At 66.3% G+C, this 12,526-nt stretch carries 14 protein-coding genes; all 14 read left to right on the forward strand.

Annotated features, from left to right (window positions below):
- Positions 1 to 144: 144 nt before the first annotated feature.
- Positions 145 to 3,036 (forward strand): ATP-dependent zinc metalloprotease FtsH, encoded by a 2,892-nt coding sequence (ftsH, locus tag A2J02_RS22175; protein ID WP_068053660.1) that lies wholly within the window; start codon positions 145 to 147, stop codon positions 3,034 to 3,036.
- A 219-nt stretch (positions 3,037 to 3,255) separates the two neighbouring features.
- Complete coding sequence (folE, locus tag A2J02_RS22180; RefSeq protein ID WP_037195562.1) at positions 3,256 to 3,855, forward strand: GTP cyclohydrolase I FolE; 600 nt, start codon at positions 3,256 to 3,258, stop codon at positions 3,853 to 3,855.
- Positions 3,856 to 3,874: 19 nt separating this feature from the next.
- A complete protein-coding gene (gene folP / locus A2J02_RS22185; protein WP_197478105.1) occupies positions 3,875 to 4,723 on the forward strand; it encodes a dihydropteroate synthase in 849 nt (282 codons plus the stop codon).
- Positions 4,720 to 5,124, forward strand: a complete 405-nt coding sequence (gene folB, locus A2J02_RS22190) for a dihydroneopterin aldolase (protein ID WP_068053664.1) — start codon at positions 4,720 to 4,722, stop codon at positions 5,122 to 5,124. Before folP ends, folB begins: the two co-directional genes overlap by 4 nt.
- Positions 5,121 to 5,663, forward strand: coding sequence for a 2-amino-4-hydroxy-6-hydroxymethyldihydropteridine diphosphokinase (gene folK / locus A2J02_RS22195; RefSeq protein ID WP_068053667.1), 543 nt, complete (start codon positions 5,121 to 5,123; stop codon positions 5,661 to 5,663). The genes folB and folK overlap by 4 nt, the downstream gene beginning before the upstream one ends.
- The gene (locus tag A2J02_RS22200) at positions 5,660 to 6,130 is read left to right on the forward strand and encodes a DUF3180 domain-containing protein (protein ID WP_094687759.1); all 471 of its coding nucleotides are present in this window, start codon (positions 5,660 to 5,662) and stop codon (positions 6,128 to 6,130) included. Before folK ends, A2J02_RS22200 begins: the two co-directional genes overlap by 4 nt.
- 90 nt (positions 6,131 to 6,220) lie before the next feature.
- Positions 6,221 to 7,546, forward strand: coding sequence for a DUF6779 domain-containing protein (locus A2J02_RS22205; protein ID WP_068053693.1), 1,326 nt, complete (start codon positions 6,221 to 6,223; stop codon positions 7,544 to 7,546).
- 114 nt (positions 7,547 to 7,660) lie between these two features.
- Positions 7,661 to 8,572, forward strand: a complete 912-nt coding sequence (locus A2J02_RS22210) for a Rossmann-like and DUF2520 domain-containing protein (RefSeq protein ID WP_068053674.1) — start codon at positions 7,661 to 7,663, stop codon at positions 8,570 to 8,572.
- On the forward strand, positions 8,569 to 9,471 hold the full coding sequence (gene panC / locus A2J02_RS22215) for a pantoate--beta-alanine ligase (protein ID WP_068053675.1): 903 nt from the start codon (positions 8,569 to 8,571) through the stop codon (positions 9,469 to 9,471). Before A2J02_RS22210 ends, panC begins: the two co-directional genes overlap by 4 nt.
- Before the next feature lie 9 nt (positions 9,472 to 9,480).
- Entirely contained in the window at positions 9,481 to 9,912 is a 432-nt protein-coding gene (panD, locus tag A2J02_RS22220) for an aspartate 1-decarboxylase (protein ID WP_068053679.1), read from the forward strand.
- Positions 9,913 to 9,916: 4 nt separating this feature from the next.
- Positions 9,917 to 10,717 carry a type III pantothenate kinase gene (locus A2J02_RS22225; RefSeq protein WP_068053682.1) on the forward strand — a complete coding sequence of 267 codons (801 nt, stop codon included), beginning with the start codon at positions 9,917 to 9,919 and terminating at the stop codon, positions 10,715 to 10,717.
- Between the two features lie 173 nt (positions 10,718 to 10,890).
- On the forward strand, positions 10,891 to 11,460 hold the full coding sequence (locus A2J02_RS22230) for a cysteine dioxygenase (protein ID WP_231893966.1): 570 nt from the start codon (positions 10,891 to 10,893) through the stop codon (positions 11,458 to 11,460).
- 11 nt (positions 11,461 to 11,471) lie between these two features.
- The gene (locus A2J02_RS22235) at positions 11,472 to 11,894 is read left to right on the forward strand and encodes a rhodanese-like domain-containing protein (RefSeq protein WP_068053696.1); all 423 of its coding nucleotides are present in this window, start codon (positions 11,472 to 11,474) and stop codon (positions 11,892 to 11,894) included.
- Between the two features lie 36 nt (positions 11,895 to 11,930).
- On the forward strand, positions 11,931 to 12,526 hold a 596-nt coding region (locus A2J02_RS22240; RefSeq protein WP_231911493.1), incomplete at its 3' end, for an OB-fold nucleic acid binding domain-containing protein.

A 12,526-nucleotide genomic window follows, 5' to 3' on the forward strand; every position in this document is an offset into this window, starting at 1 on the left:
GCAAACAGGTGCGTGGACGCACAGCGCCAGGTATGAGCGAGTCAGATGTCCGAGTCTCGCGCTAGCCTGGAGTATCCGGCGGGCAGGGAGCAGCCAGCGCGCGGGAGCGGACTGAAAGGACACGGCCGACTCGGCTGAAGCTGTATGAATCGGAAGACAGTAATACGAAATCTTGCCATCGTTTTCGGCATTCTGTTGGTGATCTATGCCTTCAGTTACTTCGGTAACGACACGCGGGACTGGAAGACGGTCGACACCTCGGTGGCGATCGCCCAGCTCGACGATCGCAATGTCGAGTCCGCGCAGATCGACGACCGCGAGCAGCAGATCCGGCTGACTCTGCGGGAGGCGTCCGACGCCACCGACAACGAGACGCAGATCATCGCCAAGTACCCGGACTCGGCGTCGGAGCAGATCTTCGACAAGGTCGACTCGCAGGGCCTGGCGAGCTACAACACCACCGTCACCCAGGAGAGCTGGTTCAGCTCGCTCCTGCTGCTGATTCTTCCGATGGTGCTGATCCTCGGCGTGATCATCTTCGTCATGAGCCGCATGCAGGGTGGCGGCCGCGGCGGGGTCATGGGCTTCGGCAAGTCCAAGGCCAAGCAGCTGACGAAAGACATGCCCAAGACCACGTTCGCCGATGTCGCAGGCGCGGACGAGGCCGTCGAAGAGCTCTACGAGATCAAGGACTTCCTGCAGAACCCGGCGCGCTACCAGGCGCTCGGTGCCAAGATTCCGCGCGGCGTGCTGCTGTACGGCCCTCCCGGAACCGGCAAGACGCTGCTCGCGCGCGCCGTCGCAGGCGAGGCCGGCGTCCCGTTCTTCACCATCTCCGGCTCGGACTTCGTCGAGATGTTCGTCGGCGTCGGTGCATCCCGTGTGCGCGACCTCTTCGAGCAGGCCAAGCAGAACAGCCCCTGCATCATCTTCGTCGACGAGATCGACGCCGTCGGTCGCCAGCGCGGCGCGGGCATGGGCGGCGGCCACGACGAGCGCGAGCAGACACTCAACCAGCTGCTCGTCGAGATGGACGGCTTCGGTGAGCGCACCGGCGTCATCCTCATCGCCGCCACCAACCGCCCCGACATCCTCGACCCCGCCCTGCTGCGTCCGGGCCGCTTCGACCGCCAGATCCCGGTCGGTGCCCCCGACCTGGCCGGCCGTCGAGCAATCCTGAAGGTGCACTCGGCAGGCAAGCCCGTTGCTCAGGACGCCGACCTCGAAGGTCTCGCCAAGCGAACCGTCGGGATGTCCGGTGCCGACCTGGCCAACGTCATCAACGAAGCAGCACTGCTCACCGCTCGCGAGAACGGCACCGTCATCACCGAGGCGTCGCTCGAGGAGTCGGTCGACCGCGTCGTCGGTGGCCCGCGCCGCAAGAGCCGCATCATCAGCGAGCACGAGCGCAAGATCACCGCGTACCACGAGGGTGGTCACACTCTCGCCGCGTGGGCGATGCCCGATATCGAGCCCGTCTACAAGGTCACCATCCTCGCTCGCGGTCGCACCGGCGGCCACGCGATGACGGTGCCCGAGGACGACAAGGGCCTGATGACGCGGTCGGAGATGATCGCTCGACTCGTCATGGCCATGGGTGGCCGCGCAGCGGAGGAGCTCGTCTTCCACGAGCCGACAACCGGTGCGTCCTCGGACATCGACCAGGCGACCAAGATCGCCCGCGCGATGGTCACCGAGTACGGCATGAGCAGCAAGCTCGGAGCCGTTCGGTACGGGCAGGAACAGGGCGATCCGTTCCTCGGCCGTTCGATGGGACAGCAGTCCGACTTCTCGCACGAGGTCGCCCGCGAGATCGACGAGGAGGTGCGCAAACTCATCGAGGCGGCGCACACCGAGGCGTGGGCCATCCTCAACGAGTACCGCGACCTGCTCGACACCCTTGCCTCGGAGCTGCTCGAACGTGAGACGCTCACCCGCAAGGACCTCGAGAAGATCTTCCACAGCGTCACCAAGCGTCCGCGCATCACCCTGTTCAACGACTTCGGTGATCGCAAGCCCTCGGACAAGCCACCGGTCAAGACGCCCCGCGAACTCGCCGCCGAGCGCGGCGAGCCGTGGCCTCCGGTACCGCCGGCCCCGAAGCAGCTTCCGCCGCAACAGTTTCCGCAGCCCAGCTACGCCGGTTCTCCGCAGCTGACCAAGGGTGGCTACCCGAACGGAAGCAACGGATACAACGGCGTGCCCACCAACGGCACCCCGTCGAACGGTGCTCCGACCAACGGTGGCCCGGTCAACGGATCACCGAGCACCGGGGACGTCGATGCGCCGAGCACCGGCGGTGGCCGACGCAGCGCCCCCGCACCCGGCGGATACAACGGCGGTGGCTACAACGGTGGTTACGGCGGCCCGACCAACGGAGGCGCTCCCAACGGGGGCGGATACTCCGAAGGCCAGGGTCGGCAGGAACCTCGCTCGAGCGGCCCCGGCCAGGGCTCGCGTCCCGATTACGGTGCCCCGGCCGGATGGTCGGCTCCGGGTTGGCCCCCGCGCGACCAGCCTGCGGTTCCCCGGTACCAGGGACCGACCACGCCGCCGGTTCACGATCAGCCGAACCGCGAGCAGTCGGGATCGGACCAGAATCGGTACGAGCCGCCGCAGGGTCAGCCTCCGACGTACCGACAGCACCCGACCTACCAGCAGCCGCAGGCATACCAGCCGCCGACCGCTGCGCCGTCGAACCAACAGCCGGGATATCAGCCGCCGACGAATCAACAGCCGGGATATCAGCCGCCGCAGTATCAGCCGGATCCGTTCCGGCCGGACACTCGGGACCAGGGTCGTAACTCTCGGCACGAGCCCCCGTACGGCCAGCACGAGGACGATGCCGGACCGGCCGAAGCGTCGCCACCCACGTGGGAGGTTCCGACTCCATCGCAGAGCTATCCGCTGCCCGGAGACGATCGTCCCTCGCATAACCAGTCCGAGGACTCGCGCCGAGACGAGCGAGCAGAGGACGACGGCGACGAAGGTCCACGCACCCAACGCTGGGAAGGGCCGGGCGGTTCGTACCGCTAGGTCGGTCATTAGGCTGGCTGGGTCGACCGTTTCGGTCGGCCCAGTCCGTCGTTCGAACCGTGCTGCAGGTCGGCGCAGCTGCTCCGTGAGGAACAGGTGCGGTTCGGCCCAGCTGTCACATTCGCGGAGCCCAACCGGAGGTACGTTCTCGTGTCAGTCAACCGGACCGACGAGTCGACAATCGACTCGGCAGAAGTCCCAGCAGCGCAGCAGCGGGCAGTGGAACAGACAGTGGCCTACGCCACCGGTGCGGTCTTCGACCAGCCTCGTGCCGAGGCCGCAGTGCGTGAGCTGTTGATCGCCGTCGGCGAGGATCCGGACCGTCCGGGTCTGCTCGACACGCCGGCCCGCGTGGCGCGTTCCTACCGTGAAATCTTCGCCGGGCTCTACACCGACCCTGACACGGCGCTGAACACGACGTTCGACGAGGGGCACCAGGAACTGGTGCTCGTCCGCGACATCCCCATGTTCTCCACGTGCGAGCATCACCTGGTCTCGTTCCACGGCGTCGCACACGTCGGGTACATCCCGGGCAAGAGCGGCAAGGTCACCGGCCTGTCGAAGCTCGCGCGCGTGGTGGACATGTACGCCAAGCGCCCGCAGGTTCAGGAACGGCTGACCAGCCAGATCGCCGACGCGTTGATGCGCAAACTCGACCCGCGCGGTGCGATCGTCGTGATCGAGGCCGAGCACCTGTGCATGGCCATGCGCGGCATTCGCAAGCCGGGAGCCAGCACCACCACGTCGGCGGTGCGGGGTCTGTTGCAGTCCAGCGCGGCATCGCGTTCGGAAGCTCTGGACCTGATCCTGCGGAAATGACGCGTCCGGTCGAGTCCCGATGAACCCGGCGCGCAGTATCCACCCGGCACCGGTCGTCATGGGTGTCCTCAACGTCACCGCCGATTCGTTCTCCGACGGCGGTAGGTACCTCGATGTCGATGCCGCCGTCGAACACGGACTGGCGATGCACCGTCGCGGAGTCGACATCGTCGACGTCGGTGGCGAGTCGACGCGTCCCGGAGCAGACCGGATCGACCCGACGCTCGAGGCGCAGCGTGTCGTGCCGGTCATCGCCGCGCTGGCCGCAGCAGGGGTGACCACCAGCGTCGACACCATGCGTGCCTCGGTCGCCGAGGCGGCGATCGATGCCGGGGTCTCGATCGTCAACGACGTCTCGGGTGGTCGGGCGGATCCGGCCATGGCCGGGGTCGTTGCGGACGGCGGATTGCCGTGGATCCTGATGCACTGGCGGGCCGCCGGATCCGAGTATCGGCACGCCGGACCGGCCGATCGATACGACGACGTGGCCGCCGACGTCCGCGGTGAACTGCTCGAACAGGTCGATCACGCGGTGGCCGCGGGCGTGGACACGGCGATGCTCGTGCTCGATCCCGGCCTCGGATTCGCCAAGAACGCCGAGCACAACTGGCAACTGCTGCGGGGCCTGCCGGACTTGGTGTCGGCCGGCTTCCCAGTACTCGTCGGTGCTTCCAGGAAGCGTTTTCTCGGCTCGCTGTTGGCGGACGACGACGGTACTCCGCGGCCGCCGGACGGGCGAGAGATCGCCACGGCCGTGGTGTCGGCGCTCTCGGTCGCTGCGGGTGCATGGGGTGTCCGGGTACACGACGTGCAGGCGTCACTCGACGCGGTCGCCGTCGTCCGGGCATGGCAGGGTGATCGGGCATGAGCGAGATCAGCAGCCGCGTCGGCGCGGGGACGCGTCGCGGCGACCGCATCGAACTGCGGGGCCTGACGGTGCGCGGCAATCACGGCGTCTTCGACTTCGAGAAGCGAGACGGGCAGGACTTCGTCGTCGACATCACCGTGTGGATGGACCTGCGGCCCGCGGCCGAGACCGACGACCTGACCCGAACGCTGCACTACGGAGAACTGGCCGAGCACGCTGCGGCCGTCGTCGCGGGCCCGTCCAGGGACCTGATCGAGACGGTCTCGGCCGAGATCGCCGAGGTCGTGTTGGCGTACGACTCACGCGTCGACGCGGTGGAAGTGGTGCTGCACAAGCCGTCGGCCCCGATCCCGCTGACGTTCGGGGACGTTGCCGTGGTGGCGTACCGGGAGCGGGCGTGACCCGCGCGGTGCTGTCCATCGGCAGCAACATCGGCGACTCCCTCGCCCACCTACGTTCTGTCACAACCGGATTGGGCTCCAGCCTGGTGTCCTGCTCACCGGTGTACCGTTCGGCTCCCTGGGGCGGCGTCGAGCAGCAGGACTTCCTCAATGCCGTGGTGGTGGTCGAGGACGATGCCTTCGACGCCTGGGATTGGTTGCGTTTCGGTCAGCGTCTGGAGGAGGCGGCCGATCGCGTTCGAGTGCAGCGGTGGGGGCCACGGAGCCTCGACGTCGACGTGGTGACGTGCGAGAACGTGATCAGCGAGGACCCTCGTTTGATCCTTCCGCACCCGCGCGCGCACGAACGAGCGTTCGTACTGCTGCCGTGGCTGGACGTCGAACCGGACGCCACCCTGCGTGTGGGCGACAACGACATTTCGGTGTCCGAGTTGCTCGCGCGACTGAGTCCGGAGGAGCGGGCCGGGGTGACGAAGCAGGAATGGAGCCTGCAAGAACGACCCGTGGAGCACGACGGTGTCGGTGATGGGTCGTGGTGACCAATCCCACCAAGGTCTGGGACGTCTTGGGTCTTTTCCTGGTGGCCGCAATCGGTACGTGGCTGTTGGTTCGGGTCTTCTACGGCTCGTTGCCGCCGATTCCGGTGTACGCCGGGGCGTCGTTGTATCTGGTGGCGGTGGTGCAAGTGGTGACTGCGGTGATCGTGCGCAACCGCATCGCCGAGCACCGGGTGGGCACCGGTCTGCACGATCTGCATCCGCTGACGGTGTTCAGGGCGTTGGTGTTGGCGAAGGCATCGATGCTGGTGGGGACTGCCGTCGTCGGCGTGTGCGTCGGATTTCTGGTGTACGTGCTGCCGCGTGCGGCGACGATACGGGCAGCGTCGTCGGACCGGGCCGGAGCCGTCGTTGCGCTCGTGGCCGGACTGGCCGTCGTCGCTGCCGCGGTGTGGCTCGAACAGTGCTGCCGTGCCCCGGAAGACCGTGACGACGAGCGTTCTCGGTAACCCTCGAAACATTTGATTGTTACCTCGGTTGTGTAAGTGATCGGTCGAGGATGACTATTTGCGAACGATTTGCCAGTTACCCTTGTGAACATGACAGATCAGACTCGCGCAAAGAAGGGACGCCGTAAGAGGCGTAGTGCGAGCCAGCTGTTCCTCGCGGCGCTCGTCGTGTTCGGCATCATCGCCAGTGTGTTGTTGCTCTTCACCGAGAGCGTGCAGTGGATGAGAGTCGGTGTTCTCTCGGCGTTGTGGGCTGCGGTGATCGGTGCGTTCGCGATGACCAAGTACCGGCGTGAGGCGGCCGCAGATCAAACCAAGGCCAAGGACCTGCAGACGGTCTACGAGCTGCAGTTGGCTCGGGAGATCTCGGCGCGACGCGAATACGAGATGAGCGTCGAAGCTCGGGTTCGTGGCGAATCGCAGCTCGAGATCGACGAGGTCGCAGCGCTGCGCAACGAACTCGCTGCCCTTCGCCAGAATCTCCAGGTGCTCTTCGACGGCAATCTGCCCACCGAACGTGTGGCACTGCGGGCCGAAGCGATGAGGATGCAGGAACTCGGCGGACGCGGATACGACAGCTACCAGCCTGCGCCGTCCGGCCTGTACGTCCCCGGTCGCGGGAACGGCAATGGTGCGATGGCACCGGGAACCGGCCTCAACGGTGTCGGAACGCCCTACGATGAGCCGGTCACGGCCGAGACCTCGGTGGTGTACCCCGAGGATCCGGACGAGATGCCGCAGGCCACAGCCTCCGCACCGGCGGCGGCCGCCGAGGCGGATCAGGATCGGTACGCCGAGGATTCGTTCGCGGAAACGAGCTACGACACCGAGTCCTCCGATGCGGACTCGTTCGAGCGAACCGGGGTGCAGGCACGTCCTTACGGCGCACCGAGGCCTGCGGGGCGCGTCACTCCGCCCAGCTCGCCTTTCACCGCATACGACTTCGAGCAGACGCGTCGACCCGTTGCCGAGCCGGAACCGGCGGCGGAGCCCGAGCCACAGGTCGAGGAAGAGACGTACGAGACCGGACACGCGGACGTCGATGCGGCCGGTTCGTATTCCACGGAGTCGTTTTCCACGCAGTCGTTTGCGGCGGAGCCGGCCGAGCAGTACGAAACCGAACCTGCAGCGGAACCGAGCGACGACGCCTTCTCTGCCTCGCGCGCCTCGTTGCGTGAATCGGCCGACGCGTTCTTCACGGCCGATCAGGACTACGAGACACCGGCCGAGGACACTGCCGTCTCGTCCCGGCGAGGTCGCAGGCGCGCGGAATCGGCCGACGACGAGGATGCGTCGGGCGCACACTCGAACGGTCGATCGGTTGCCGAGATCATGGCCGGTCTGCAAGGCGGAGGGTCCGGTGACGCGGCCGTGACCGATCCGGGTACCCGTCGCCGTCGTCGTCGCGCAGACTGAGAACCAGATCACACTGCTCTCCCATGGCCTGCGAGTGGTCGCGGTCGCTATTGTTCCGTGCAGGACGTCTGGTACCCGCCGAGCGGGACTGGAACGAACGAGAGGAATTTTTCGGTGACCTTTTCCGGCACCGGTGGTCTGTCGCCGGCTCGCCTGACGGTTGGTGTCGTCTCGGCGGGACGGGTCGGTACCGCATTCGGTGAGGCGCTCGAACGCGTCGGGCATGTCGTCGTCGGTGCTGCCGCGGTGTCCGATGCGTCCCTCGCACGGGTGCGTGAGCGACTTCCCGAGTCCCAGGTTCTGCCCGTCGACGAGGTTGCTCGTCGCGCAGAGCTGCTCGTTCTGGCCGTACCGGACAGCGAGTTGGCGTCGATCGTCGCAGGCCTGGCGTCCACCGGGGCGGTTGCACCGGGAAAGTTGGTGGTGCACACCTCCGGCGCGAACGGAATTTCGGTGCTCGGGCCCCTGGCTGCCCTCGGAGCCGTGCCGTTGGCCATCCATCCGGCGATGACGTTCAGCGGCGGAGTCGAGGACACCGACCGGATGACGGCGGCGTGTTTCGGCATCACTGCAGGCGACGAGATCGGCTATGCGGTGGCGCAGGCTCTCGTCCTCGAGATCGGCGGCGAGCCGGTGCACGTGCCCGAGAACAATCGAGCGCTCTACCACGCCGCGCTCGCTCACGGCAGCAATCACCTCGTCACTCTGGTGGTCGACGCGGTCGAAGCGCTCCGGGTTGCCCTGGCGGGACCGGGTTTTCCCGGTTCGGACTCCGAACGTGGTGTACCCGAGCGGGTTCTGGCTCCTCTGCTCGAAGCTGCGCTGGACAACGCGTTGCGCAACGGTCAGTCGGCGCTCACCGGACCGGTGGCTCGCGGCGACACCGCTGCAGTCGGCAAGCATCTCGACGTGCTCGAATCCGTGGATTCGCGGATCGCAGCCGGATATCGCGCCCTGTCGTTGCGCTCGGCGCAGCGCATCGGCGCCAAGGCAGACCTGATCGAACTTCTGGAAGGGAATCGATGACCCTCGCGGGCAGCTACACCAAGGGGCAGTTGACGGTTCACCACGATCCCGCGGTGATCACGTCGGTGTCGAAAGCGCTGCGAGGCGTCGGGAAGCAGGTCGCTCTGGTCCCGACGATGGGCGCACTGCACGCCGGGCACCTGCAATTGGTGCGGCAGGCCAAGCTCACCGGTGCCGTGGTGATCGTGTCGATCTTCGTCAACCCGTTGCAGTTCGGTGTGGGTGAGGACCTCGATTCCTACCCGCGGACCCTCGACGCCGATGTCGCGCTGCTGCGTGAGGAGGGCGTCGAACTGGTCTTCGCGCCGTCGGCTTCGGACATGTATCCGTCGGGTCCGCGCACCACCGTCAATCCCGGTCCGCTCGGTGCTGAACTCGAAGGGCGGAGCAGGCCAACGCATTTCGCCGGAATGCTCACCGTCGTGGCCAAACTGCTGCAGATCGCGGCTCCCCATCGCGCGTACTTCGGGGAGAAGGACTACCAGCAACTGACGTTGATCCGACAGATGGTGCGCGATCTGAACTTCGACGTCGCGGTCATCGGGGTGCCGACGGTTCGCGAGCAGGACGGACTCGCACTGTCCTCGCGTAACCGATATCTCGACGCCGAGCAGCGCGACGCCGCGATGGCATTGTCGGCCGCGTTGGTCGCCGGGGCGCATGCTGCGGCGGGCGGTCCCGAGGCCATCATCGCCACCGCGCGTGCCGTCCTCGACGAGGCACCGCTGGTGCAGGTCGACTACCTGGAGGTGCGCGACCCGCATCTCGGCCTCGCTCCCGAACGTGGAGACGGAAGACTGCTCGTGGCCGCCAAGGTGGGCACCACGAGATTGATCGACAACGTCGGTGTCGCCGTCGGCACCGGTTTCCTCGAGTACCCCGACGATCCGAAGAGCTGAGGGCACAACATGTTTCGAACGATGATGAAGTCCAAGATTCATCGCGCCACCGTGACGCACGCAGATCTGCACTACGTGGGCTCGGTGACCGTCGACCAGGATCTGATGGAGGCAGCCGATCTGCTCGAAGGCGAGCAGGTCACCATCGTCGACATCGACAACGGTGCTCGACTGGAAACCTACGTCATCACCGGCCAGCGCGGCAGCGGTGTCATCGGAATCAACGGAGCTGCAGCGCATCTGGTGAACCCGGGCGACCTGGTCATTCTGATCGCCTACGGGGTGATGAACGAACAGGAGGTTGCCGACTATGCGCCGCGGGTGGTGTTCGTCGACGAGAAGAACCGGCCTGTAGAACTCGGCAGCGACCCGGCTCATGCGCCTGCGGGCTCGGGTCTGATCACGCCGCGCGATCTGCGGGCCGATTCCGTGCTGGTCTGATTCGATGCTCCTCGCGATCGATGTGCGCAACACCAGCACCGTGGTCGGTCTGTTCACCGGCACCGGTGATCACTCGAAATTGCTGCGCGATTGGCGAATTCGGACCGATCCTCATGTGACGGCCGACGAGCTGGCTCTGATGTTGCGTGGTCTGCTGGGTGAGGATGCCGAACGGATCACCGGAGTCACTGCGCTGTCGACCGTGCCGTCGGTGCTGCGGGAGATGCGGACGATGCTCGCGCGCTACTGGGATCACGTGGTGCACGTGATGGTCGAACCCGGTGTGCGGACCGGCGTGCCGTTGCTGGTCGACAACCCCAAAGAGGTCGGTGCCGATCGCATCGTCAATACCCTTGCCGCACACGACCTGTACGGCTCGGCGTGCATCGTGGTCGATTTCGGAACCACCACCTGTGTCGACGTCGTCTCGGCCAAGGGCGAATTCCTCGGCGGTGCCATCGCTCCCGGACTCGAGATGTCGGCGTCGGCCATGTCGACTCGCACGGCCACGTTGCGCGAGGTGGAGATGATTCGGCCTCGTTCGGTGCTGGGCAAGAACACCGTCGAGTGCATCCAGTCGGGCACCATCTTCGGGTTCGCGGGACTGGTGGACGGCCTCGTCGGGCGAATTCGACGCGAGGTCCCCGAGGTGAACGGTGCGGACGTCGCGATCATCGGCACCGGCGACATCGCCGCGCTGATCCTGCCGGAATCGACCACCATCGAGCACCACGAACCGGATCTGACCCTCGAAGGGCTCCGGTTGGTCTACGAACGCAACATGGCAAAGCGGCGGCCACGCTAGATGTTTCAGCGGCGCCCGCGCTGAGTGTTTGGTGCGAGGCGTTTCGGACCAGCGCTAGCGCATCGCCGCCTCGTGTGTCAGAATCGTCGGCGTGATGACGTGCATGGCCACCCAGGAGTGTTGTCGAGGCTGAACCCTGCCTCGTTCGTAACACACCCCTGGAGTAGAGCTTCATGCTTTCCACACCTGTACTTTCTGCACCCTCCCGTACCCGATTGTCGTCGCGTTCGGTCTCGACTCTTCCGACCCGGTTGCGTCCACCCGACCTGCTGCGTATCACCGACCAGGGCGCATCCGACGTCCTCGAGGGCCGCTTCGACCACCTGCTCCCCGATGGTGACCGTTGGCCGAGCGAGGAGCGTTGGGCCGCCAGGCTGCATTCCGACGACGATCTCGACGTCTGGCTGATCAGCTGGGTTCCCGATCGTTCCACCGAACTGCACGACCATGCGGGCTCGCTCGGCGCGCTGACCGTTCTGAGTGGATCGCTACTCGAATATCGTTGGGCTGGAACAGGACTGAAGCAGCGTCGTCTCGACGCCGGCGATCAAGCGTCCTTCCCGCTCGGTTGGGTGCACGACGTGATGCACGATCCGACGTCGGCGACGACCGGGCCCACCCTCAGCGTGCACGCCTACTCGCCACCGCTGACGGCGATGTCCTACTACGAAGTGACCGAACGGTCCACGCTGCGTCGTACCCGTAGCGAGCTCACCGACGCACCCGAAAAGGCCGCACTGTGACCATCCAGACCATGACCATCGTCGAAATGCTCGAATCCGCGCGCGAGACCATCGATCGCATGACCGTCTTCGAGCTGCGCGACGCCGTCGCCCGCGGAGCCGTCGTCGTCGACATCCGCCCGCAGGCGCAGCGCGCCGTCGAGGGGACCCTGCCCGGAGCGCTCGCCATCGAACGCAACGTCCTCGAATGGCGTCTGGACCCGACGAGCGATGCGCGCCTGGCGATCGCCGTCGATCACGACGTGGAGTGGGTCGTCATCTGCTCGGAGGGCTACACCTCCTCGCTCGCGGCCGCGTCGCTCAAGCTGCTGGGTCTGCACAAGGCCACTGATCTGGTCGGCGGCTATCAAGCACTGAAGTCGGCAGGGTTGCTCGGGGTGTTGACGCAGGCCAAGCACTGCGTTCGCGAAGCCGAGGCCGTCGCAGCGCACTGATCGTCTCGACAGTCCTGGACTGTAAAGTGTCTGCGCGTGAGTGATACAGCTTCTACCCAGCCGGCCGACGACACCCCGGAGCAGCTACGGATTCGTCGCGCCAAGCGCGCTTCGTTGCTCGAGCGTGGGGTCGAGGCGTACCCGGTGTCGGTTCCGCGGACCCATTCGCTGCTCGAGATCCGAACCGAATTCCCCGAGCTCGAACCCGATACGACGACCGGTTTGATCGTCGGAGTCGTCGGCCGCGTCATCTTCGTGCGCAACACCGGCAAGCTGTGCTTCGCGACGCTGCAGGAGGGTGACGGCACTCAACTGCAGGCGATGATCAGCCTGGCCGGCGTCGGCGAGGACGCTCTGGCGGAGTGGAAGTCCGATGTGGATCTCGGCGACTTCGTGTTCGTGCACGGCGAGGTCATCAGCTCCCGTCGCGGCGAGCTGTCCGTCATGGCCGACGCCTGGCAGATCGCGTCGAAGTCGTTGCGGCCGTTGCCCGTCGCGCACAAGGAGCTCAACGAGGAGACGCGCATCCGGCAGCGTTACCTGGACCTGATCACCAACCCGGTCTCGCGCGAGACCGCCCGCAAGCGCATCGCCGTCGTTCGTGAACTGCGCAACGCACTCGAGCGTCGAGG

This window comes from Rhodococcus sp. EPR-147, from assembly GCF_001647185.1.
GTDB lineage: Bacteria > Actinomycetota > Actinomycetes > Mycobacteriales > Mycobacteriaceae > Rhodococcoides.

Excerpts from the sequence above, each read along its gene's own strand:
- ftsH (WP_068053660.1), top strand. The coding sequence starts at position 145 with ATGAATCGGAAGACAGTAATACGAAATCTTGCCATCGTTTTCGGCATT.
- folP (WP_197478105.1), top strand. The coding sequence starts at position 3,875 with ATGAACCCGGCGCGCAGTATCCACCCGGCACCGGTCGTCATGGGTGTC.
- folB (WP_068053664.1), top strand. The coding sequence starts at position 4,720 with ATGAGCGAGATCAGCAGCCGCGTCGGCGCGGGGACGCGTCGCGGCGAC.
- A2J02_RS22205 (WP_068053693.1), top strand. The coding sequence starts at position 6,221 with ATGACAGATCAGACTCGCGCAAAGAAGGGACGCCGTAAGAGGCGTAGT.
- panC (WP_068053675.1), top strand. The coding sequence starts at position 8,569 with ATGACCCTCGCGGGCAGCTACACCAAGGGGCAGTTGACGGTTCACCAC.
- panD (WP_068053679.1), top strand. The coding sequence starts at position 9,481 with ATGTTTCGAACGATGATGAAGTCCAAGATTCATCGCGCCACCGTGACG.
- A2J02_RS22225 (WP_068053682.1), top strand. The coding sequence starts at position 9,917 with ATGCTCCTCGCGATCGATGTGCGCAACACCAGCACCGTGGTCGGTCTG.
- A2J02_RS22230 (WP_231893966.1), top strand. The coding sequence starts at position 10,891 with ATGCTTTCCACACCTGTACTTTCTGCACCCTCCCGTACCCGATTGTCG.
- A2J02_RS22235 (WP_068053696.1), top strand. The coding sequence starts at position 11,472 with ATGACCATCGTCGAAATGCTCGAATCCGCGCGCGAGACCATCGATCGC.